The organism is Fortiea contorta PCC 7126 (genome assembly GCF_000332295.1).
In the GTDB taxonomy this organism is placed as follows: domain Bacteria; phylum Cyanobacteriota; class Cyanobacteriia; order Cyanobacteriales; family Nostocaceae; genus Fortiea; species Fortiea contorta.
On the sequence record NZ_KB235930.1, the window covers coordinates 386,209 to 409,818 of the forward strand.

General features: G+C 40.5%; 22 protein-coding genes and 1 pseudogene. 12 read left to right on the forward strand and 11 right to left on the reverse strand.

The features are described 5' to 3' along the window. Positions 1–40: 40 nt before the first annotated feature. On the forward strand, positions 41–2,188 hold the full coding sequence (locus MIC7126_RS0101835; RefSeq protein ID WP_017651411.1) for a pentapeptide repeat-containing protein: 2,148 nt from the start codon (positions 41–43) through the stop codon (positions 2,186–2,188). A gap of 64 nt (positions 2,189–2,252) precedes the next feature. Here the strand turns inward: MIC7126_RS0101835 and MIC7126_RS0101840 are convergent, their stop codons facing one another. The 4 genes from MIC7126_RS0101840 to MIC7126_RS0101855 all read right to left on the reverse strand — a co-directional run bounded on the left by MIC7126_RS0101840 (position 2,253) and on the right by MIC7126_RS0101855 (position 6,286). Next, positions 2,253–2,678 (reverse strand): hypothetical protein, encoded by a 426-nt coding sequence (locus tag MIC7126_RS0101840; RefSeq protein WP_017651412.1) that lies wholly within the window; start codon positions 2,676–2,678, stop codon positions 2,253–2,255. Positions 2,679–2,741: 63 nt separating this feature from the next. Further along, positions 2,742–3,608 (reverse strand): zinc metalloprotease HtpX, encoded by an 867-nt coding sequence (locus MIC7126_RS0101845; RefSeq protein ID WP_017651413.1) that lies wholly within the window; start codon positions 3,606–3,608, stop codon positions 2,742–2,744. 510 nt (positions 3,609–4,118) lie between these two features. Next, entirely contained in the window at positions 4,119–5,462 is a 1,344-nt protein-coding gene (locus MIC7126_RS0101850) for an O-antigen ligase family protein (protein ID WP_017651414.1), read from the reverse strand. Beyond that, positions 5,444–6,286, reverse strand: a complete 843-nt coding sequence (locus MIC7126_RS0101855) for a YaaW family protein (RefSeq protein WP_017651415.1) — start codon at positions 6,284–6,286, stop codon at positions 5,444–5,446. Before MIC7126_RS0101855 ends, MIC7126_RS0101850 begins: the two co-directional genes overlap by 19 nt. Before the next feature lie 140 nt (positions 6,287–6,426). Between MIC7126_RS0101855 and MIC7126_RS0101860 the strand changes: the two genes are divergently transcribed. Both MIC7126_RS0101860 and MIC7126_RS0101865 read left to right on the forward strand, forming a co-directional pair. Beyond that, positions 6,427–7,494 carry an NAD(P)/FAD-dependent oxidoreductase gene (locus tag MIC7126_RS0101860; protein ID WP_017651416.1) on the forward strand — a complete coding sequence of 356 codons (1,068 nt, stop codon included), beginning with the start codon at positions 6,427–6,429 and terminating at the stop codon, positions 7,492–7,494. A gap of 540 nt (positions 7,495–8,034) precedes the next feature. Beyond that, positions 8,035–8,412, forward strand: a complete 378-nt coding sequence (locus MIC7126_RS0101865) for a hypothetical protein (protein WP_017651417.1) — start codon at positions 8,035–8,037, stop codon at positions 8,410–8,412. An 83-nt stretch (positions 8,413–8,495) separates the two neighbouring features. Here the strand turns inward: MIC7126_RS0101865 and MIC7126_RS0101870 are convergent, their stop codons facing one another. The 3 genes from MIC7126_RS0101870 to MIC7126_RS0101880 all read right to left on the reverse strand — a co-directional run bounded on the left by MIC7126_RS0101870 (position 8,496) and on the right by MIC7126_RS0101880 (position 9,550). Next, positions 8,496–8,831, reverse strand: a complete 336-nt coding sequence (locus tag MIC7126_RS0101870; RefSeq protein WP_017651418.1) for a DUF3140 domain-containing protein — start codon at positions 8,829–8,831, stop codon at positions 8,496–8,498. Between the two features lie 9 nt (positions 8,832–8,840). After that, positions 8,841–9,056, reverse strand: coding sequence for a hypervirulence associated TUDOR domain-containing protein (locus MIC7126_RS0101875; protein ID WP_017651419.1), 216 nt, complete (start codon positions 9,054–9,056; stop codon positions 8,841–8,843). Positions 9,057–9,262: 206 nt separating this feature from the next. Further along, entirely contained in the window at positions 9,263–9,550 is a 288-nt protein-coding gene (locus MIC7126_RS0101880) for a hypothetical protein (RefSeq protein WP_017651420.1), read from the reverse strand. Between the two features lie 671 nt (positions 9,551–10,221). Between MIC7126_RS0101880 and MIC7126_RS0101885 the strand changes: the two genes are divergently transcribed. From MIC7126_RS0101885 to MIC7126_RS30060, 4 genes are all read left to right on the forward strand, one after another. Then, positions 10,222–11,142 (forward strand): bestrophin family protein, encoded by a 921-nt coding sequence (locus tag MIC7126_RS0101885; RefSeq protein WP_017651421.1) that lies wholly within the window; start codon positions 10,222–10,224, stop codon positions 11,140–11,142. 515 nt (positions 11,143–11,657) lie between these two features. Continuing rightward, a complete protein-coding gene (dnaK, locus tag MIC7126_RS0101890) occupies positions 11,658–13,841 on the forward strand; it encodes a molecular chaperone DnaK (RefSeq protein ID WP_017651422.1) in 2,184 nt (727 codons plus the stop codon). Between the two features lie 274 nt (positions 13,842–14,115). Then, the gene (locus MIC7126_RS0101895; RefSeq protein ID WP_017651423.1) at positions 14,116–15,111 is read left to right on the forward strand and encodes a DnaJ C-terminal domain-containing protein; all 996 of its coding nucleotides are present in this window, start codon (positions 14,116–14,118) and stop codon (positions 15,109–15,111) included. A 144-nt stretch (positions 15,112–15,255) separates the two neighbouring features. Further along, positions 15,256–15,531, forward strand: coding sequence for a hypothetical protein (locus MIC7126_RS30060; RefSeq protein ID WP_154655802.1), 276 nt, complete (start codon positions 15,256–15,258; stop codon positions 15,529–15,531). 3 nt (positions 15,532–15,534) lie between these two features. Here the strand turns inward: MIC7126_RS30060 and MIC7126_RS0101900 are convergent, their stop codons facing one another. Next, a complete protein-coding gene (locus MIC7126_RS0101900; RefSeq protein WP_017651424.1) occupies positions 15,535–15,999 on the reverse strand; it encodes a CYTH domain-containing protein in 465 nt (154 codons plus the stop codon). 235 nt (positions 16,000–16,234) lie between these two features. Between MIC7126_RS0101900 and ppk1 the strand changes: the two genes are divergently transcribed. The 3 genes from ppk1 to MIC7126_RS0101915 all read left to right on the forward strand — a co-directional run bounded on the left by ppk1 (position 16,235) and on the right by MIC7126_RS0101915 (position 19,895). Beyond that, a complete protein-coding gene (ppk1, locus tag MIC7126_RS0101905; protein ID WP_017651425.1) occupies positions 16,235–18,391 on the forward strand; it encodes a polyphosphate kinase 1 in 2,157 nt (718 codons plus the stop codon). 133 nt (positions 18,392–18,524) lie between these two features. Beyond that, positions 18,525–19,151, forward strand: a complete 627-nt coding sequence (locus MIC7126_RS0101910; protein WP_017651426.1) for a hypothetical protein — start codon at positions 18,525–18,527, stop codon at positions 19,149–19,151. Positions 19,152–19,418: 267 nt separating this feature from the next. Next, positions 19,419–19,895 carry a TspO/MBR family protein gene (locus tag MIC7126_RS0101915; RefSeq protein ID WP_017651427.1) on the forward strand — a complete coding sequence of 159 codons (477 nt, stop codon included), beginning with the start codon at positions 19,419–19,421 and terminating at the stop codon, positions 19,893–19,895. 55 nt (positions 19,896–19,950) lie between these two features. On the opposite strand, the gene MIC7126_RS0101920 is transcribed toward MIC7126_RS0101915, so the two are convergent. After that, a complete protein-coding gene (locus MIC7126_RS0101920; RefSeq protein WP_017651428.1) occupies positions 19,951–20,358 on the reverse strand; it encodes a hypothetical protein in 408 nt (135 codons plus the stop codon). A 586-nt stretch (positions 20,359–20,944) separates the two neighbouring features. Here MIC7126_RS0101920 and MIC7126_RS28535 point away from each other — a divergent pair. Beyond that, complete coding sequence (locus MIC7126_RS28535; RefSeq protein WP_051050376.1) at positions 20,945–21,325, forward strand: calcium-binding protein; 381 nt, start codon at positions 20,945–20,947, stop codon at positions 21,323–21,325. Positions 21,326–21,447: 122 nt separating this feature from the next. Beyond that, complete coding sequence (locus tag MIC7126_RS0101930) at positions 21,448–22,494, forward strand: M42 family metallopeptidase (protein WP_026099964.1); 1,047 nt, start codon at positions 21,448–21,450, stop codon at positions 22,492–22,494. A 97-nt stretch (positions 22,495–22,591) separates the two neighbouring features. Here the strand turns inward: MIC7126_RS0101930 and MIC7126_RS0101935 are convergent. After that, a pseudogene (locus MIC7126_RS0101935) lies at positions 22,592–23,041 on the reverse strand (Rid family detoxifying hydrolase); the annotation flags it as partial. A gap of 11 nt (positions 23,042–23,052) precedes the next feature. Beyond that, positions 23,053–23,490 (reverse strand): NUDIX domain-containing protein, encoded by a 438-nt coding sequence (locus MIC7126_RS0101940; protein ID WP_040629947.1) that lies wholly within the window; start codon positions 23,488–23,490, stop codon positions 23,053–23,055. Between the last annotated feature and the right edge of the window lie 120 nt (positions 23,491–23,610).

Sequence of the window (23,610 nt, forward strand, 5' to 3'; positions counted from 1 at the left end):
TGAGTATAAAATATCGTCAATGTTTTTTCTTTGCCTAATTATGCCGCTTGACTACTCTGGTCAAAATCTCCAAGGTCGCTCTTTTAAAGGTCAAAATTTGGTGGGAGCAAATTTTAGCGGTACAGATATCAGGGGGGCGGATTTTACTAAAGCCAATCTCACAAATGCTAACTTTACAGGTGCTAAAGCAGGATTACAAAACTATTGGATAATTGGTTGGCTAATAATTTTGTTCATTGCGGGATTTCTCGCATTATTTATCTGTGCTGCAACCAATGGCTTGACTTGGTGGTATTTAGGTAATGAAGAATTTAAACGAAATGCACTTATTTTTGGTCTTATTATAATTTTTGTGTTATTAATCCTGATTTTAATTAATATTTATCGTGGCTTGACAGTATCTTTATTAGCTATTAGCTTAATTTTGATATTTTTGCTTTTGCCAAGTGGAATTAGCGTCATTTTGAATTTAAGTCAATATGTAGCATTTCGCCGTTGGACTCAGGCTCTCAGCCTTGCTTCAATTATTGCTATAGTTATGTCTGAAATCATAGCAATTATCTTAGTTTCAGCTAAAATTTTAAGCAAAAATACTACGGTAATTGTTGTATTAGGTCTATTGTTCGGTGGCATAATTGGCTCTATAACCAGGGTTTTAATTCGAGGAGGATGGAAGTATTTATCTTCTGAGCCAATTTGGTCTGCAAATTGGGCTTGGGTAGATTTAATTTGGGCTTGGTTTTGGATTGGAATTTTAATATTTTTAGGTAGTTATATAGGTGCTCATGCTTTAAATGAAAATGAAAAACGCCGTAATTTGATTATCTCAATTGCCATTGCTTTTTCAGCTATAGGTGGAACTAGTTTTCGCAACGCGAATTTAACCGATGCTAATTTTACTGGCGCTACTCTTAAAAACACAGATTTCCGGAAAGCAAATTTAACTCGCACTCGATTTTATGAAGCCAAAAATCTGGAATTTTCCAGGGTAGATGATGGGATATTAGCTGACCGAAATGTCCTCAATTTATTAGTAACTGGGAATGGGAGGAAAAAATCATACGTCGGCGCTAACTTAAAGGGCGCAAACCTGATAGGCGCTGACCTCAAAGAAGCTAATCTTAAGCTTGCTGATATTAGTGAAGCTACTTGCCAACAAGCTTGTTTAGAATGGGTAAACCTGACTCGTACTCAAGCTGTGAATACTGATTTTACTAGCGCTCAAATGACTGGTGCTTGTGTAGAGGCGTGGAATATTGAAAGTACAACTAAGTTGGATAATGTGGATTGTCGCTTTATCTATCTTTTAGAATATCCTAAGCCGGGAACTGATGATCGTGAACGTCGCCCTAGCAGTGGTGAATTTAAATCAGGAGAGTTTACTAAGTTATTTGAAGAAGTTTTAAATACTGTTGATTTAATATTCCGCAATGGTATTGATTGGCGAGCTTTTGCTAATGCTTTTCAAACAGTGCAAGAGCAAAATCAAAACACAGAATTAGCTCTCCAAAGTATTGAAAACAAGGGTGATGGAGTAGTTGTAGTTAAGGTTGCTGTAAATGCTGATGCTGATAAAGAAAAGATTCATGGCGATTTTACGCAGAATTATCAATTGGCTTTGCAAGCAGTAGAAGAAAAATATAAAGCAGTATTACAGGTTAAAGATGAAGAGATACTCTTCCATCGCCAACAAAGTGCCAAAATTCCAGAGATGATTATTTCTCTAGCGAATAAACCGATTAATGTTCAAGTTGATAACAAAGTGGAGAATAAAAATATGACTAATAGTAATGATGTAAATCGGAATATTAATGTAGGAGGTAATTTTTATAATAGTGGGACTGTGAATTTAGGTGAAATTAGCGGTAATGTGACGAATACTATCAATCAATTACCAGCTTCACCAGAGTCTGAAAAACCGGGAATTAAGGAATTATTAAAGCAGTTGCAAACGGCGATTGAGGGGGATACGAATTTAAGTCAAGACGATAAAGCTGAGGCGTTGGAACAAGTGAAAGCTTTAGCAGAAGCAGGTAAAAATCCCCAGGAAGGGTCGATGCAAAAGGCTGCAAAAACGGCGATAAAAATTTTGAAAGGGACAATTGCTGGTTTGCCAAGTGCAGCAAATTTGGTTGAAGAATTTGGCAACATTTTGCCGTTGATTTCGAGTTTTTTGGGTTTAGGATGATGTATATTTCATGAAATAGGCGGGCATTTTGCCCGCCTGATAATAGACTCATGAGTTTACTGATTTAACGTTGAGAGTAAGGAGAATTGAAGGCTTCCCAACCGGCTTTGGCTGCTTTTTGGAGGCGAATGCTGAATTCTGCTACCTCTTTCATCACTAGATACCAGTTTCTCTCACTTTCAGCTTGCATTACTGACCAAAAGTGTTCTAAGCGATCGCCTTCGATGAGTTTTTTCCCTTCTATCGCTTGTCTTGCTTGTCGCACAACATTTAAATAGGTTTCGCGGCTAAAAGTACCTGCTGATTTGGCTTCAGCTTTGGCGCGTTGTTTGAGTGCTTCAATTAAGGCTTTGGTTTCGCGCTTGACTTCATCAGTTTCGCCAGCCATTTCTGTTTCTACCATCTCGTCAGTTTGAGCACTAATTTCTACAATCACGGTGGATTCAACTGATTCGACAAATTCTATGGGTTGGGTGTTGTTGGGAGTCATAATTTCAGCGTCCTGATTTTAATGGAGATTGCACTTAGTCTTGATTAGTCAAATTACAAACATCTAATAAGCTGTGGTGGGCAGGTTTTGTTCTAGTTTCAACAATTGTGCTACTCTTACTTCGGTGGCTGGGTGACTAGAAAACAAGTTACCTAAAAACTTTCCTGATATGGGGTTGATAATCAATAGCGGCTCAAAGGCGGGGTTTGCATCCAAGGGTAGCTGTCTAGCTGTAGCTTCTAACCTTTGCAACGCGCGGGCTAAAGCGCGGGGATTACTAGTCAGTCGAGCCGCACCAGCATCGGCGGAAAATTCTCGTGTGCGGGAGATTGCTAGCTGAATGATTGTGGCTGCTAAAGGAGCTAACATAACAGTTAACAGTACTCCCAAAGGATTTCCACCCCTGTTGTTGTCTCTGGAATTGCCAAACCATAAGCTGTAGCTGACCATTTGCGCTAGAAATGAGACTGCGCCGGCGATCGTCGCTGCAACGGCTTGTGTTAGGGTATCACGATTCACAATATGAGTGAGTTCATGGGCGATGACGCCTTCTAGTTCATCTTCTGGCAAAATATTTAAAATGCCTTCAGTGACAGCAACTGCAGCGTGTTCTGGGTCGCGCCCTGTAGCAAACGCATTAGCAGTTTGACTAGGGACGATGTAAACTCCGGGCATGGGGATTTGAGCACGAGCCGACAATCTCTGCACTATCCGGTACAGGCCGGGTGCTTGAGTTGCGGTGACGGGCTGGGCACGATAGACTGCTAATGCAATTTTATCGGATTGATACCAAGAGAATAGGTTAGTTGCTGCTGCTAAACCAATTCCTATAATTAGACCAGTAGTACCACCAATTACCCAGTAACTAATAGCAATTAATAAGCCGCTGAGTGCAGCTAGTAAGACAGCCGTCTTCAGTTGATTTCTCATATTTTTGCTCTCCTATTAATGCTGTGTTGATTTTTAGAAATATATTAGACAACAGCATTATTTAAGCCGCACCTCAATTGTATCGAGCTTCTCTCGGATGCGTAGTACAGAAATCTTCTTAGAAAAGTACGGTTTTCTCACATATTTGATGTAAATATCATCAAATTCTCATATGTTTGTTGAGTTTTTAATCAGGAATGATTCACTATAATCGCTCGCTTAATATTCTCTAAAAAATGCATCTGTCTATAGTAATAAATATTTGGTGATGAAAGATAGAAAAAAGGGCATCTTTTAGAGACGCCCTGAATGTAAAGAAACCCTCTAGGGTTTTCCGTACACCTTCCCAACAATCAGCAATAGTGACTAATTTCCGGTTAGTCACACTCACAGTCACAGATGTGAATATAGTAATTTTATTAACTGATTTTTCCAAATGACCTCAGAGTATATACTCAAGATAAACATTTCTTTCAGCGATTCTGTTCATGAGCAAAATTATCTCATCAACTAATTTTGTTTGGCTATCAGCTTCTCATGTCGATGATAATGATATGTGGCTCCGGAGATAGCGGAGAAAATTACCCAGAAAAAGGTATTTAATCGCAAATCAAATAGGGTGACATCTACTGTATTCAATAGCACACACCCAATCCCCACAGTGAGATAACTGAAAAATATCAATCTTTGCTCTGGATTGAGGTAGTTTGAGTGCACCAACAATTGGATACCTGCAATCAAAATCCAAATGAGTAAAGCACAAAATAATAAAGTAGTGGGAATGCCAGTTTCTGCTGCTAGCATCAAGAAAATGTTGTGGGGATGACCAAGGGAAATCTGCATTTTGGCTTGGTAAAGTTTAGAAAAACTGCGTAAACCCCAACCAGTCCAAGGATGCTGCTGAGTTAAAGACCAAGCAAATTCCCACTGAGTTTTTCGCATCAGGGCTAGGGGTCTGTCGGGGTACATGTCATCGTTTAACCGCGCCCAGAAAAAAGCCGGAATGAAGCGACGGAAAAATTGGGCGACTGGTGAGGGCGCAAAAGCTGCTGAGAGGATGCTAGCGACAATAACAACGACAGCACCGACAATCAGACGCCATCCTTGATAAAGTGCATAAGCTAAACAAGCAAAAATAGCGATCGCCCATCCGTTACGGGAATTTGTCAAAATTAAAGCGATAAAATTACCAAGCAGCGCTATCGTTAAAAAAATGAAGGGAAGAGTAGATAGCTGTTTATTTTGTGCAATTAATCGCGTCTGTTTTAACTGGCGATATTTTTCTAGCCACAATCCTAAAGCCAGGATGAAAACAATCACCAAATAAGCAGCTAAAGTATTAGCGTGCATTAAAATTGAAGCCATGCGGCCTGATGGATTTCCTCCTGGTGCGATCGCCCATTCTAAAACAATCCACAAAAACTTGAAGTCGAAATTCCAACCTAAAAATAATTGTCCCCAACCGAAAATCACCACTGGGACGGAACCAATTACTAAGATATAAGCTATTTGGCGTAGTTGAGCAGTGGTTTGAATGAGGGCGCTTAAACCTGTGTAAACAAAAAAGTAGGGTAGCAGATTAAACAAGCCGAGGAAGGCTGCTACTTTATCATCAGCAAACCCAGTGGTCACTATCAGCAAAGCACTTACAAGGGCAAATCCCCAATTCAGGGGACGGCGGATAATTGTCTGGTGTTGGCGCGACCAAGTAACTAATGATGCCAACACTATAGCTACAGCCCCTAAAAAGGGACTCAATGGGAAGACGAGCAATCCCCATTGAGTACATTGCCACGGAAATTGTAAATTGGTCTGGGGATGATCAAAAGCCTTGTTCAAGCTGGCTCCCAACATTCAGCGCGGGTGAGACGAATTTGTGCTAGGGCAAAGATGGTGGGAATGATGCGACCATAGTTAGTGGCGATCGCTCTCCAGCCCAAATCTGCGAAAAACCATGCCCACATTACCGGCCCCACGACTGCAAACATGCTGCGTACAGCCCCGTAACGAGCAGCACTCATCGTCATACCCCGTTGTGCCATTTGTAACGTTACATAACTTTGAAATTGAGTCGTAGCTACTTGTGAGCCGGCGATCGCTGTTTGTTTTGCAACTTGATAAGTGGCAAAATGTCCAGCAAATTGACGGGCGATTTGTTTTAAGACCATTGGCTGTATGACTGAGGTGACAGCTAAAGCACTACCACCCTTGAAAATCAACCCCAAGGGGTCACGCTGCAAGAATAACGGTAATGGTTGTTGTAGTTCTGATTTAATCAAATGATTTTGGATGCGTACAGTTAATTTTTGCTTTTCCTGTTCAGGTAATTTTTTCCACACCTGTCCTAATAAATGCAAAAATACCTCTGCTTCTAAATCAACAGTCGCCAGCTGATGAGAATAGGGAATTTTTAAATACTTGCAAACTTGAACCAGTGCTTGTCGATACGTAACTTGATGGGTGCGCCCCCGCAATACCGTCATCCCATCAGCCGCCAAAAACCGGAAGCGATTTTCTAGTGCATCTAACCAAGCTCTGCGGTCTTGGCTTTGAACTTCGAGGGGTTCAGGCGTCTGAACATAATCTAGGGGATTAAACTTGCGACTAAACAGAATTGCGGTTAAGTCTTGTAATTCTTCCTCACTGGCTAGCTCTAACGCCGCCCTTAGTTCGTCCAACTTCCCATCCTCCCGTGCTGCTTTCTGTACCTTATTCTACTATTAGCTTTTGACGGTCATTTGTTATTGCTGATTTTATTTCCCATCTCCTGATCCTGATTGTGCTTTGATAATAACTAATCGTTAGGGACTATGAATTAATGACGGATGTGGTGGTGATTGGTGCGGGGATGGCTGGTTTAGTCTGCGCCCAGCAGTTAACTCAAGCAGGGTATGGGGTGCGGGTTGTGGAAAAGTCCCGTGGTTTGGGGGGACGAGTAGCTACACGCCGTTTACAAGGAACCTGTGCGGATCATGGAACTTGTTACCTCAAGCCTGAAGGCGAATTGTTGGGGCGTTTTGTGGAATTGTTGGGCGATCGCCAAATTCTCAAAGTTTGGACGGATAAGGTTGATCAACTGACAGCAAACGGGACGATTGAGCGATCGCCAAGTTTGAGTCCTCGCTATGTGGCGCCGGAGGGAATGAGTGCGATCGCTAAATTTTTGGCTCAGGGTTTAGACATTTTGCTAAATCAGCGTGTTGTGGCGATTACTGCGACTCCAGAAAATAGTTGGCGTCTGACTTTAGAATCTAGCGATGAAGAAATCACTGCTCAAGCTTTAGTTGTGGCGATTCCTGCGCCCCAAGCTTTCATGTTGTTAGCACCGTTGGGTGAGAGTTTATTAGACGCAGAGTTTATCAGGTGTCTGGGTTCTGTAGAATTTTCTCCTTGTATCAGTGCGATCGCTGGATATCCTCCCACATCCTCACCGCTTCCTCAATGGCTTGCCTTAACTTTTACTGATCATACAGAAATCGCATGGATTGGTTTTGATAGCAGCAAGCGTCTTCACCCCCAACAACCACATTTTGTTTTGCAAAGTAACGCTAATTTTGCCAAACTTCACTTGGAGACTGAAGATTTACAACCAGTCGGACAATATTTATGGCAACGTGCAGCTCAGACTTTATCACTACCTTGGTTGGATTCTCCCAATTGGTTGCAAGTGCATCGCTGGCGCTATGCTTTCCCTACCATTCCTTGGAATGAAACCGTTTTAGCTGCGAAAACTCCATTACCTTTGGTGTGCTGTGGTGACTGGTGCGGAGGTAATCTCGTTGAAGGTGCGATGGTTTCTGGCTTGGCTGCTGCTACCGCAATTAATCAGCAACTACATAATTTAGCTCTCCCTAATGTTAATTTTTTCAACTTTTTTACACAATAATTTTAACCGTGAATAAACTTATTGCTCAGTGTAGTTGTTCATTATGGTTATAACTTACTTAAACATCAAGCTCAAAAACTAGTTTTCTAGGCTACACAAGTTAAAAAACAAAATAAGATAGCGAGCTAAAAAACTTCCTTTGTTAAGTAATGTAGATGACAAAGCAATTTTCATTTCATGAAATTTTTTAGTATTAAGTTTTGGCGTATAAAATTGATCCCTTAATGTTTTTACTGCGTTTTGTGTATTTTTTGGCTAACAAGATAGAAGTTTGAAATAATTAATATGATGGGGATCAAAAATCGCTTGGTTGCTAATCTATAAATTACTGTTGGCAAAAATAGCGATTTTGCTCAGTACAAAGGTTAACTAAAACAACCGACATCAAATGTTTGATTTTTCCCGATATTCTCAGTTAGGTTCTGGGTTAGTATATCTCTTTATTCAATAAATTCTAACTGTTTGTCACAATGAGTTTGGCGTCTCAAAAACTGTTTTTTACACACATTAATGTCTGCATAAAAAAGGAGATAAGAACCTATGAAGACAGTAGTCAAATTAACCCAACAATCCGTCATCGGCGAGATTGAAAGTGTGTTAGATACATATCCATACCATCCTTATCAACAAGCTTTTGCGATTCCCGATTTGCGCCAAGAGCTAATTTCTTTCGTTCTCAGTCGCATTCCTTGTCTTTACTACACGATGACTGAGGTGCAAATTTCCCAGACCGAAATTGAGCCAGATTTTTTGCTCAATTCCAAATTACCTCGTAGTCCGTTAGAACAGCAACTACACGTCCAAAATCTGATTCACCAAGGTATTTATTCTATCTTTCAAGCTAAGTCTGATTGGATTAGTCATCACCTTTGCGAAGCAGTTCAACCGGGTAGCGAACCATCTCACTGGTTTGGTTAGATAATAATTAAGAGTGAGGAATAAAAATAGTTCGGGTTTTTCCTCACTCTTTAATTAATTGAATTGGCGTGCAATTGCGATTTTTATTTAACTTTTAGTGGGTCATGTCCCCAATTCATTAATGAATAGCGCCAGCGCGTATGTTCAACATCACCTTGAGGCTGTTGTGCTGAGTGACGATGGATGTAACTAACGACTTTTTTCATATGTGATAAATCATCATCAGTGTAGCTATCTGGTTTTTTTCTCAGCAAATCGATGATGCGTTTACCTGATTTGTGTCCTATTGATTCGTGATCATTTTCCTTTTGTCCAACAGATTGAGATTCCTCTGTTTGTAACCAAGATTCTAGTTCTTTTGGTTCCATATTAACTGAGGAATGAAATTCATCTATTAATGATTTAACATCTTTGCTCATAATCTGAGATTACTCCTCAATCTTTTCCAAAGCATCAGGTTTATGAGCAGCTTCTTTACCTGTTTTTTCGCTTTTAACTAAATACTCCGGATTGTCTTTTGAAGCAGCAACTTGATGTCCTTTAATTTCTGTGGGTGAGGTCAAAGTTTTTTCAACTTCACCAGTGGTTTCACCTTGTGATGTGTTCCACTTCACTTTGTCACCTTTGTTGAATTTTTCAGCCACGAGTTTTCCTGTTTGTTGTTTTATACCAGTACATTATCTTGGCTGTGTGAGTGTAATTAATCAGTCGAGCGATAGAAAAATTAGCAAGATAAGCTATCACTAGCGGCTCATGTCAAAAATTTGGTGAGCTTCGTAGTAAGCACTTTAGTGCTTTAGAGATTGAGAATAAAGTCCTTACTACGAAAAGCGAGCGCTTAATTTATCCGTTAATAATCTGTTTCAGTTGGAACTGATTGCAGAGCTAAAAGTCTCCCTTGAATTAGCTCATATCCGTCCTCAATTAACCACCATTTTGCTTCATCATAATTATTGCAAGAAAAGACAATTTTATATCCTTGAGCCGGGTCATAAACATGACAATTTTCTTGAGTGTCACATAGTAATAGCAGAATGTAAGGTGGTGATAATATTGAGTCTATCCATACTTCCGTAAAGTTCCAATTATTTTTGACAAAATCTTTGGTGGTGGACGATTGATTATTGGTATTATGCATTGTTTTTTATTGTTCCATAGTATGAGCGATCGCTCTGTTATTCAAAAGAGCGATCGCTTTGATATTTTGATAGTAGTTGACAACTGATCACAGTATATTTGAAATTGTCAACTTACGAATTACTTGTACATTTGCTGGGTTCTAGTTTTTTTGTGTGTCATTAGTAATTAAACAAGTGTCTCACCCACCATCACAGTTGTCATCAAATCAAGTATAATTAGATACGTTTCATCTTCATGAGTAAGAAAATTTTTAATGGCGATCGCTTCTAAGTTAAAATTACCTATCTATAGCGTTTCTCGTTTTATGATGGTACATTTCGTTGAGGTTAAGGGCTAGGAATTAGAGGCTAGAGACTAGCTAACGTGTGCCTTATGTAATTGAAATTCTATTGCTATTCACAAATTTAAATACAAAAACGACTTGAGCAATCCGTCGCCCGTGCAACTTCTATAAAATTACTGTTGTCAATTATGCTACTTATAGAGTTATTATTTTGAGATCATAGGATACTTAAGCAGTCGTGTATCTAACCTACACATCGTTGTATCGAGGATGAATAAAATCAAAATTCCGGAGTTTAGATATTAAATTTCGACTCTCGATACTACAAAAATTACCAGCTATTAGCTTATCTCAATCACTCCTGAAATATTCTTTAGGTAAAATGAATGATCACAGAAAGAGGTCAATGGTTTCAAACAGCTATACAAATTAAAGGCTCAGTACTATCAGCAATATATCAACGGGTTTTGTGGTGTGGAAGTTTTGGTGTATTTGTTTCCCTACTGCACTTTTTAAAATTACCTGTTTCTCAACCTATTTTAGGAAGTGTAATTCCCAGTATTGTTTTAGGTTTACTATTAGTTTTCCGAACCAACACAGCGTATGAAAGATTTTGGGAAGGAAGAAAATGTTGGGGTTCTATAGTCAATAATGTCCGCAACTTAGCCAGACAAATCTGGGTATCTGTTGATGAAATTAGCCCAGAAGATAGAGAAGACAAAATTCAAGCACTGCGTTTATTAGTAGCGTTTGCTGTCACCACCAAATTGCACTTGCGAGGAGAATCGGTAGATAGTGAAGTAGAGGAATTAGTTCCCACCACTATGTATTTAAAACTCAAAACTATGAATAACCCTCCTCTAGAAGTAGCTTTCTGGATTGGAGATTATTTGAATTTGCAGCACAATCGCGGCTATTTAAATGTTTATCAATTAACAGCTATACAAGAATTATTGAATAATTTGGTAGATAATTTAGGTTCTTGCGAGAGAATTTTAAGAACACCAATGCCTCTAGCATATGCTATTCATTTGAAGCAATTGTTATTATTATATTGTATTTTATTGCCCTTTCAAATGGTGCAAAGTTTAGGTTGGTGGACAGGTTTGATTGTGGCGTTAGTAAGTTTTACTTTATTCGGCATTGAAGCCATTGGGCTAGAAATAGAAAATCCTTTCGGTTATGATGCCAATGATTTACCCTTGGATGCAATTTGTAACACAATGAAGTGTAATATTGAGGATTTAATCAGTCTTAATCCTAGTGTTAAATATGCAAATACAAAACATCAAATTAATCAATTTTAGAAATAATTTTTCTAATCAATCATGAACATATATTGAAAGTAACGCCAGATTATTTTCCATAACTGCACCCGTAGCGTAATTATCACCGCTACTTGTCTAGTGATAAAAAGCGCTCTGCTGCTGAACCCAGAGGTGCGGATTTCCACACTTTTCTATTGTGCAAGTATTTGTATTTTTTCACCAAGAACTCCCCAGCGCTAGCGCCGAGATGAGTTGTTCATAATTCTTGATAAAAAATCAACAAAGGAGCCATCATAACTGAATACTAGTTATATTATTCCATTATTCGGGCAGATTTTTTTGCTCATCGCAAAATGGAGCTTCCTTAGACGCACCAACCATCGTCAATGTTATCCTAGTCTTGCAACTGGCTCCTTTAGCTAATCTTTCCGTCTTTGTTATCTGAATGACGATTACTATACCATTGAGGGGTTTTCAACCCACAGCCCAACGCTAAAGGTAGTCTCGCCCAATCATAATAAATATATAAGACACACTTAGGAGAAGAGTAACGCATGGGCAAGGTAGTCGGCATCGACTTGGGTACAACCAACTCAGTAGTCGCCGTAATGGAGGGTGGCAAGCCGGTGGTGATTGCCAATGCAGAAGGAATGCGGACAACCCCCTCCGTTGTTGGCTTCAGCAAGGAAGGCGAAAGGGTGGTTGGGCAAATGGCACGACGACAAACCGTCCTTAACCCGCAAAATACCTTTTTTGCAGTTAAACGCTTCATTGGGCGGAAATATAGTGAACTCAGCCCAGAGTCAAAGCGCGTACCCTACACCATCCGCAAAGACGAAATCGGTAATATTAAAATTCCCTGTCCCCGTCTGAGTAAGGATTTTTCTCCTGAAGAAATTTCTGCAATGGTGCTGAAGAAATTGGCTGATGACGCCAGTCGCTATTTGGGCGAACCAGTGACAGGGGCAGTGATTACGGTTCCTGCTTATTTTAACGATTCTCAACGCCAAGCAACCCGCGACGCTGGCAGAATTGCCGGGTTAGAAGTGTTGCGGATTCTGAATGAACCGACCGCTGCGTCTTTGGCTTATGGATTAGATAGAGGCGATACGGAAACTATTTTGGTATTCGATTTAGGTGGTGGCACCTTTGACGTGTCGATTCTAGAAGTTGGTGATGGCGTATTTGAGGTAAAAGCCACTAGTGGAGATACGCAATTAGGCGGTAATGATTTTGACAGAAAAATTGTTGATTGGTTAGCAGAGCAATTTTTAGAGACAGAAGAAGTAGATTTAAGACGCGATCGCCAAGCTCTACAACGTTTAATGGAAGCAGCAGAAAAGGCTAAAATTGAACTTTCTGCGGTCAGCGTCACCGATATTAATTTACCCTTCATCACCGCGACGGCAGATGGGCCGAAACATCTAGAAACTCGCCTGACTCGCGCCCAATTTGAAGGTTTGTGTGGTGATTTAGTCGGGCGGTTACGCGCACCTGTGAAACGAGCGCTGAAAGATTCTGGACTCTCACCCGCAGACATTGAAGAGGTCGTGTTAGTCGGCGGTTCTACACGTATCCCGATGGTAAAACAACTGGTGCGCGACTTAATCGGTGACGAACCCAGCGAAAACGTCAATCCTGATGAAGTGGTAGCAGTAGGTGCCGCAATTCAAGCCGGGATTTTGGCGGGTGAACTCAAAGACGTGCTGTTATTGGATGTGACGCCTTTATCTGTGGGGTTAGAAACCATCGGCGGCTTGATGAAAAAACTCATTCCCCGCAATACTACTATCCCAGTCCGCCGTTCCGATATTTTTTCCACTTCCGAAAATAACCAAAACACTGTGGAAATTCACGTAGTCCAGGGCGAGCGGGAAATGGCGGTGAACAACAAATCCCTAGGGCGTTTCAAGCTATATGGCATTCCCCCAGCACCACGAGGTATCCCCCAAATTCAAGTATCATTTGATGTGGATGCCAACGGGATTTTACAGGTAACAGCCCTGGATAGAACCACTGGCAGAGAACAGAGTATCACCATTCAAGGCGCTTCGACTTTGAGTGAGGGTGAAGTGAATCGGATGATTCAAGAAGCCCAGAAATATGCTGAGGTTGACCGAGAACGCAAAGAACGGGTTGAAAAACGCACTCGCTCAGAAGCATTAATCTTGCAAGCAGAACGCCAACTGCGAGAAGTGGCGCTGGAATTTGGAATGCAATTCGCTCGTAACCGTCGCCAAAGAATTGATAATATTTCGCGGGAATTGCGGGATAGTCTCAAAGAAAACGACGATCGCGGTATTGACCAAGCCTACGCCGACCTGCAAGATGCTTTATATGAGCTAAATCGGGAAGTCCGCCAGTATTATGCTGAGGACGAAGATGATGACTTGTTTGGAACTATTAAAGAAATCTTTACTGGTGGTGACAAGGAACGAGAACGAGATTACCCCAAAGAAACCTATCGAGAACGCGATACCTACGGCAGAGATTATGGTAGGGACGCCAACAGAGATTATGGCAGAGACTCTAACAGAGATTACGGTAGAGACTCTAACAGAGATTACGGTAGAGACTCTAACAGAGATTATGGTAGAGACTCTAACAGAGATTATGGTAGAGACTCTAACAGAGATTACGGCAGAGATAGCCGCTCATCTCCCTCTGATAATCGTTCTTCCCGCCGAGAACGCCCTAGTTACCAGGACAACTGGGATGATGATGACGATTGGTTGTAATTCTCTTGACAAGAAAGCATAGGTATAGTAATCCAAAATCAGAAATGCTATTGACAGGGAATTCGGATTTGGCAATTACAGCAGGTAATAGGTAATTGGTGAGTTGATGAGGCTGAGGCAAATAAACAGGCTGAAGTACGAAGGATGAAATAAAGTCAGCTTTTGGGCGTTTTATCGCGGACGGTTAATTTGCGGCGTGGCGTACTAAAGTTGACTTGATGCCATTAAGAATCTCTGTAACAAAATCTAAAATCTAAAATTTAAATAACTGACTATGCAAAATTTGCAGAATTTTCGAGATTATTACGAGATTTTGGGAGTAACGAAGGAATCCACCAGTGAGGAAATTAAAAAGGTTTATCGGCGGTTAGCAAGGCAATATCACCCTGATCTTAATCCAGGAAACAAGGAAGCCGAAGAAAAATTTAAGGACATCGGCGAGGCGTATGAGGTATTGTCTGATCCAGCTAAAAGATCGCAGTATGACCAATTTAGCCGCTATTGGAAGCAAAAAGGCTTTGCTAACAAACAGACCCCAAAAGGCAAAACCTGGGATAATCGCTCTAACAGTCGCAATGGCACCTCAGAAGTAGATCCTAGTCAATTTGCTGATTTTGAAAGCTTTATTAACCAAGTCATTGGTGTAGGTAGTAACAAAAACCCCAAGAATGCGGGTAACACCACCACCAGCGACCCATTTCGTACCCCCAAAAGCCGAGTTGAATACACAGTTCCCCCAACTCAACCGCGTCCCACACGCCGGGATATCGAAGCCAGATTGACTTTACCATTAGAAAAAGCTTATCAAGGTGGTAATGAAAGGATTCGTTTAGAAGATGGGCGATCGCTAGAAGTTAGTATGCCCCCAGGTATGGTTACAGGTCAAACAATTCGACTGCGAAACCAGGGTATCGGTGGCGGCGATTTATACCTAAAAATTACCGTAGAGCCGCATTCTTTATTTAAGCTTGAAGGCGCAAATATATTCTGTCAAGTACCAGTCACACCCTCGGAAGCAGTCTTAGGAGGACAGGTAGAAGCGCCAACCCTTGATGGACTGGTGAAAATGTCCATTCCTCCCGGAGTCAGAACCGGACAAAGATTCCGCTTGGCGAATAAAGGGTATCCCGTGGAAAATGGTAAACGCGGCGACCAATTGGTAGAGATTCAGATAGTGACGCCGAAAAAAATTAGTCCTGAAGAACAGGAACTCTACGAAAAGTTACGACAAATTGAAACCTTCAAACCCCGTGCTGATTTATTGAGTTAGTCCGTATCTGACCCTTGTTGAAAAAATTTTTCCACGTCTTCTGAGCCATGAAGAATACGTACAATCTCGATTTGAGTAGAAATCCTCAATCGATATTTGAAGACGATTCTCGTTAACGCGAGGTGCGTCCGTAGGTACACAGCAGTGCTCATTAAACCTCTTGCAAAAGTACCTTTTCTACTCTCTGTTAAGAGTTCCTCCGCAGTCGCTCATGGGGGAAACCCCCAGACGCTCGATGACTCGCTAACGCTGCGCTATCGCCCTTGGCGTTTCCCCTTGGGAGAAGACCGCGCTGCTCTCTGTTCCCTGTTAAGAGTTCCCGACTTCTGCAAGAAGTCTATTGATGTGTCGCCAACATTATTTGAATTGGTATTAGAAAGCTCTACCCAAAAAAAGTTTCAACCCTATTCCCTGCAATAAAAACTACCATTGCGAAAAAGGATGCTTGACTAAATTGCTGTTGAAATACCTAGAGTCATGAGAAACCTCTTCACCAATCCAGCTTGGTAGTTCAATTTGTTGATTTTCATCGCTCAGTTCCACTTCAGCGATGATTAAACCTTGGTTCACACCTGCAAATTCATCGATCTCCCAGACTACACCACCATATTCTACTTTGTATCGGGTTTTTTCAATTATGGGGCGATCGCACAATGTCTCCAGCATTTCTTGAGCATCTGCGATGGGAATCGCATACTCAAACTCTGAGCGAGAATAATTGATACTCGGCCCCTTAATCGTCAGATAACCTTGGTTCTCTACAATTCTGACTCGGACGGTAGCTGTTTTCTGAGTAGCAATATATCCCTGAGAATATCCGCTACCCTTGGCTAATTCTCTCCAGCTATCTCCTTTGACTAAAAATTTGCGCTCTATTTCTTTTGCCATCTTGTTGAAATTAACTAGACAATATTGTTTTTAATGTATCAAAAACAGAGATTTTTAAACTAGATTTTACTTGTACTTTACCTAATTTTAATTTTAACTAAAAACTTAGTAAATATTTTAACTATTTCCTCCTTAGTTACCAGTAATCGACAGTATTTTTTGCTCAACGACAAATCATTTTATGGTAGGTTGAAAAAACCACCAATAAAATTATTCTACTTGGGCAAAGACCATTATGACTAAAGCTGAAAAGATTAGCAAAGAAATTGATTTACTAGACTCTCAATACTACATTAATCGAGAACTAAGCTGGCTAGAATTTAATCGGCGAGTCCTACATGAAGCCTTAGATAACCGCACTCCATTATTAGAAAGACTCAAATTCACCGCGATTTTCAGTTCTAATTTAGACGAATATTTTATGGTGCGTGTAGCGATTCTTAAAGAACAAGCGAAAGAACAGCCAAATCAACGCACAGCAGATGGACGCACAATAGAACAACAATTATTAGCGATTTATCAACTTCTAGACCCAATGGTGATTGAGCAACATCGTCATTTTGAACAAGTGCTGCGTCCAGCAATGGTGTCCCAGGGAATTCATTTGATAAATTACATTGATACTAGTCCAGAACAGCGCCATTATCTACAAGAACTATTTACAAAACAAATTTTTCCGGTGCTGACACCTTTAGCAGTTGATCCTAGCCATCCCTTCCCCTTAATGGCGAATCTCAGTCTCAATTTAGCAGTATTAGTCGAAGCGCCGCACACTGGAGAAGAAAAATTTGCCAGAGTTAAAGTCCCGAATATTCTCCCTCGATTTATCGCTTTACGTCAAGAATTGAACATAGAAAATGGCAAAATAAATCACTGGACTGGTGTAGCTGTAGAGCAGGTAATCGCCCACAATTTAGCAGCTTTATTTCCAGGGATGACGATTAAAGAATGTCATCTATTTCGCCTCACACGGGATGCAGATTTAGAATTAGCAGAACAAGAAGCTGATGATTTATTGTTAGCAATCCAGCAGGAATTACGCAAGCGCAATCTTGGCGGTTCTGTGGTAAGGTTAGAAATTCAAGCATCAATGCCGCAGTCGATGAGACAGATGTTAATTACAGAAATGGGACTGGTGGAAAGTGATGTTTATGAAATTGAAGGGTTGCTGAATTTAAAAGATTTAATGTCATTTATGGCATTACCTTTACCTGAATTAAAAGATCCGAGTTGGACGCCAGTAATTCCCCCACGTTTGCGCCATTTCTATCAACAGAATAAACTCACGAATTTGCATGATGAAGACAAGAGTATTTTTTCAGTAATTCAGCAGAAAGATTTGTTGGTACACCATCCTTATGAATCTTTTAGCAGTTCTGTAGAACAATTTATTATTCAAGCCGCCCGCGACCCTCATGTTCTAGCAATTAAGATGACGCTTTATCGTACTTCTGGAGACTCAGAAATTGTTAGTTCTCTGATTGCGGCTGCAGAGAATGGTAAACAAGTTGCTGTGCTTGTGGAATTAAAAGCTCGCTTTGACGAAGAGAATAACATTAATTGGGCGAATAAATTAGAAAAATCTGGTGTCCATGTAGTCTATGGATTGGTAGGATTAAAAACTCATACAAAAATTGTTTTAGTGGTGCGTCAAGAGGGAGAAGAAATCCGCCGTTATGTTCATGTAGGGACGGGAAATTATAATCCTAAAACAGCGAAGTTATATACTGATGTAGGAATATTGAGTTGCCGAGAAGATTTAGGAGCAGATTTAACAGATTTATTTAATTATTTGACTGGTTATTCCTACCAGGAATCTTACCGCAAATTATTAGTGTCACCTGTGAATATGCGCGATCGCATTATTGCACTAATAGAACGGGAAATTCAACACTGTCACAATGGTCACAAAGGTCAAATTATTGCCAAAATGAATTCTTTGGTTGATTCGCGGATTATTGCGACTCTTTATAAAGCCTCTCAAGCTGGAGTACAAATTGATTTGATTGTTCGGGGTGTTTGTTGTCTGCGTCCTGGAGTTATCAAAGTCAGCGAAAATATCCGCGTAATTAGCATCATTGGTCGTTTTCTAGAACACTCCCGCATCTTTCAATACCATAACAACGGTCAAACTGAAGTATACATTGGCAGTGCCGATTGGATGCCCCGCAACCTAGATCGTCGTGTGGAAGCTGTCATTCCAGTCGAAGATACAAGCATTAGGCAAAACTTACAAAAAATCCTGGAAATCATGTTGACAGATAATCGCCAAGCTTGGGAAATGCAGTCAGATGGTTCTTACATCCAACGTCGCCCCCATCAAGATGAACCAGAGCATAGTTCTCAAAATATTCTCATGGAAATGACACAAAAATCGTTAAGTAATAAATAGTTTTAAGAAGAAATGAGGAGATAAGCAAAATGATTTAATTGCCTATTTCCTCATCACAAATATCAAAGGATAAATAACAAATAAAAATGAAATAGTGGTGGTATAGTTTTCTTAGTTTTATAAAAGATTTAAAATGAGAAACATCATCCCATTAGTGCTCAGTGCAGCCCTAATCAGCAGTTCTGTGGCGTGCAGTAAACCCAACGACCAAGCCAAAACTGCTCCTAACTCTGCTCAATTAACCACTGCTCAAAAAACCCAAGTATCTGTGCCAGCAGGAACTAACATAGACACGATTCTGCAACAAGAATTATCCACAGGTAAAAACCGTAATGATGAGAAATTTATTCTGCGAATTAAAAATTCTGTAAAAGGGTCAAATGTCGAACTTAAAGACGCTCAAATCCAGGGACATTTAGAAAATGTTAACAAAGCCGCTAAAGGTAAAAAAGCTAGTTTGCATCTAGTTTTTGATGAACTTATTCTCAAAGATGGTCAAACTTATCCCATAGAAGCTTCTTTAATAAACACTCAAATAGAGACAAAAACTAAAGGTAAATTTATTCAAAACGCTGGCATTATTTTAGGTGGAACAGTTGCAGGTCATTTTGCTGGTAAAAAAGCAAACATTAAAGGTGGTGGTTTAGCAGGAGGCGCAGCAGCTACGGCTTACGTTTTGTCAAGTCCTGGTGGTGAAGTAGTTTTGAAAAAAGGTAGTAAAATTCAATTGAAACTTAAGAGCGTTCTTGCTGCTACTTAGTAAAATAAATTTCCTGAAACTAGGGATTAGGAACTAGTACAGCACGGTGGAAATAAAGTACCCATGACAAATTTGCCCAAAGGCTGATCATACAAGCTAATTTATTTCATACTAGCCTGCGGCTTGCCACCTTTCAGGCGTCTACATACTTCATACTTCAGCCTTGTTGTACTAGCTTCTATTTCTTAATTTAGACTTATGGTAGGTGCAGCGATCGCTCCCACAACCTAAACTACAAATGTAGGCGTACGATAAACAGAATTGACCGTGAAAGCTAGATGGATCATTACAGCAGTTTCCGCAGCACTGTTCTTTGGTGGTAGCCTGTTCACATCGCTGCGCGACCCTTGGTTTCAAAACTTACAGCGTCCAAATTGGTTAACCTTTGAGTTCCTCATTCCCTTCATTTGGACTTTTATCTGGGCTTGTCTGACAATCTCTGCAATTATTGTCTGGGAGAGAAGCGCTAAACAACATTCGCGCCCCTGGGGGCTAATGGCTATTTATGCAGCGATCGCTCTACTAACCTCTACTTACAGCCCAATTGTAGTTGAACTCCGCAGCCTCACAGGGGGAATCATCGCCGGCGGATTGGCTACCCTCCTCGTCTATATTTTGGCATTTGTAATCAAACCAATTTCGCAAACAGCTTCCTGGTTATTTCTTCCCTATGCACTTTGGGGCCCCTTCGGTACTTATCTGACTTGGTTATTACTGCAGTTAAATACTGGTGTAGCTAGGTAATGTGATTTGTTATTAGTTATTTGTATTTATCGAGGACAAATGACTAATGACATTACTAATTATTATAATTATTCTTTTTCAAAATATTTTTAGAAAAAAATCCGCTTTTTTTCGATGAATATTCACTACAATCCTGAGCAGCTTCAGTAAGTACAATAGAAGGTTGGACAGCACACTTGATGTAATGGTTATTTGCGTAATATTTACAGTTTTTACAAGGAACTTTATGAGAAGTTTTCATTGTAAAAGTCATTTTATTTTCGATCATGTTGCGAATTTTCTGCAAAATTAAGAAAAAAACCACCCAAACAAACATAAAGCCGAGAGGAGACAAATATACAGCAACAACCGGTATAGTCAATCCCTCCTGTTTTCCTTGATGTTGTCTAACTTCACTGCGGATTACTTGATGCAATGAACTATTTGAGATTATTTTTTTTTGCAGAATTTGTTCAGCAGACATATTTTTTACCTTCACTTATATATTTTGAGTTTGAGTAGGTTATTCTCGATAACAACTAATTAATCAGTAAGCTGAATTTATCAGTATAAGTGTTTAATTATAGGTGTACCAAAAGAGAGACAGTTATATATCTGTCGTTAGTTTTGCTTGTGATTTCGATTTTTCTGTCTAAAGTAGTAGATTGAATAATTAACTCACACCACCATTGTTTGATTTTAAATACTTTTAACTTAAGCAAAATTAGAGATAGCTGACCCAGAGGTTGTCACTTTTTAGTCACATTTATTTAAAAGGCTAAATATATAGTTGATTGACAATGAATTTAACTACTCAATGCAATGGTGACAATTAATTTAATCTAAAAATCTTTTTTGGTGGATAAATTGAACCTGTATCAACAGACCAAAAGCTGATAAACAATGAAAATGCCCGTATTTTTTCATCATTGAAATGTGGGGCTGTAGTGTGTAACTAATATAACCTGTTTGATTATTAATAAATAATTTTATAACTATTGGCTTTTTAGGAAATAGTTCATGAGAAGATTTTTACCAATCAGCATATTTTTTTTAATCATTGTTAGACTTTGCACTGTTTGATCGGTGGTGCTGGTGATGACTTCATTTTCGGTGGTCTCCAAGCTGATAGAATTCTCGGTGGTACTGGAAATGACACCATCTACGCCAATGGCGGTGATGACTTCATTGACTCTGGTGCTGGTTTAGACAGTGTATGGCTGGGTGCGGGTGCTGCTACCGTTGTCCTAGCAGCTGGCGAAGGCTACGATACAATTAATGGCTTCCAACTTGGAGCTACCAAATTTAAGGTGAGCAGCCTGGAAAACTTGCACTTTGCCGACAGTGTTCAAGGTGCTCAAATCTTCCAGAATCATGATTTATTGGCGGTTGTTTCTTGGCAACAAGCAAGTACAATTAGCAGCAATGTGAGTGGAATTTTCGTGGTGTAAGTAGTGAGATATGAACAACCCACCATCCTGGAATTTGCTGGGATGTGTAGGTTGTATAAGTGCAGATTTTGTCACCAAAAATTATTAAATATTTATACTTAGGCGGGCAAGAAATATCATTAATGTGGGATTACGAACAGTTATTTAAAATTATTGCAGAATTGGTGATGCACCATTCTCCTAGTGGTGTGGAAACAGAAATTAACCAATTTTTGTTACAGCGATTTGCTAGTCTGGGTGTAGAAGTGTGGCGCGACAAAGCTGACAATATCATAGCTAAGATCCCCGGCAAAAATCCTCAAAAAGCGATCGCCATCACCGCACACAAAGACGAAATTGGTGCAATTGTCAAGACTATTGGCGATGCAGGACGTGTAGAAGTCCGCAAACTCGGTGGCGCTTTTCCCTGGGTTTATGGCGAAGGTGTGGTTGATTTATTAGGAGACAACGAAACCGTCAGCGGTGTTTTAAGCTTTGGTTCCCGTCACGTTTCCCATGAATCACCGCAAAAAGCGCAACAGGAAGACACCCCCGTCAAATGGGAAAACGCCTGGATTGAAACCAAGCTGACCACTGTAGAACTAGAAGCAGCAGGCATTCATCCAGGAACTAGAATGGTAATTGGCAAGCATCGCAAACATCCCATCAGATTAAAAGACCATATTGCTAGTTACACCCTAGATAACAAAGCTTCTGTGGCGATTCTTCTAGCTTTAGCTGAAACTGTGAAACAGCCAGAAGTTGATGTTTATTTGGTAGCCTCAGCTAAAGAAGAAGTAGGCGCAATCGGGGCCTTATTTTTCACCCAAAACCAAACTTTAGATGCTTTAATTGCCTTAGAAATTTGTCCCCTATCCAGTGAATATCCAATTGAAGATGGGGAAAGTCCAGTTGTTCTCGCTCAAGACGCCTATGGGATTTACGACGAAAGCCTGAACCGACAACTAAGCCAATCAGCCAAGCATTTAGATATACCCATACAACTAGCAATATTGAATGGATTTGGTAGCGATGCTTCTATTGCGATGAAATTTGGTCATGTCGGGCGCGCTGCTTGTTTAGCATTTCCGACACAAAACACCCACGGTTATGAAATTGCTCATTTAGGAGCGATCGCTAACTGTATCACTTTATTAAAAGCTTTTTGTGAAAGCAAATTCGATGAATAATAAAGAACTACTGCTCCAAGAAATTGAATCATCTTTCAAAGAATACAACAGGTGCAAGCCTTAGGGTTAGAATCTTGGCTTTGAAAGCCTCCCACTATTAAATCACCGCAATACAATCAATCTCTACCAACACATCCTTCGGTAAACGCGAAACCTCCACACAAGCACGAGCCGGTGCTGTATCTTCAGGGAAATATTTAGCATAAACTGCATTCACCGCCGCGAAATCCTTCATATTGGCGAGAAACACAGTAGTTTTCACCACATTCTCAAAAGTCGCACCAGATGCAGTCAAGATAGCTTCCAGATTAGCAATCACCTGCTCAGTTTGCTTGACCACATCGTCAGTGTAGACAACATCACCAACACGGGGATCAATAGCAATTTGACCAGCCACAAAGATGAATTTACCAGCAGCAGCGATCGCTTGATTATACGGCCCCACAGGCGCCGGTGCACTATCAGTATTAATTACTTCACGAGTCATAGATACCACTTTCTCGAATAAAGCTTTCTGTTTGCCGATTTTCTCATCAGACGCGATCGGTAAAAGGTTAGTTAACCCAACCGAGGACGTATCCCATAATGCCGATAATGCCAATAATCGCGCAAAATGCGATCGTGGTCAAAACATAAATCGTGCGGTACACGCCAAGACTCAAAAATACCCACACCTTTAGCGTCATCCCCAGCCACAGGTTCACCCGTCGCCGTCGCTAAAAACACAATACTGATCGTATGCTGACGCGGATCACGGCTAGGGTCAGAGTATACCAAAAATTGTTCAATCAACTGCACCTGCAAACCCGTTTCTTCCGCCGCTTCCCGAATAGCCGCCACTTCCACCGCTTCCCCATAATCAACAAAACCACCGGGAATTGCCCAGCCTAAAGGAATATTATGTCGCTGAATTAACACTATTGGTCGATGTGGTCTGTCAATTAATTCGATGATGATGTCAACTGTTGGGGCTGGATTTCGGTAATTACTGGTCATTGGTGATTGGTTATTTGTCATTGGTTATTTGTTATTGGTCACTGTTGCCAATTCCCATCGCCCAAACCGCACCCTGGCGTGATAAACTTCGATGCGATCGCTCCCTCCCACACTCAGGTT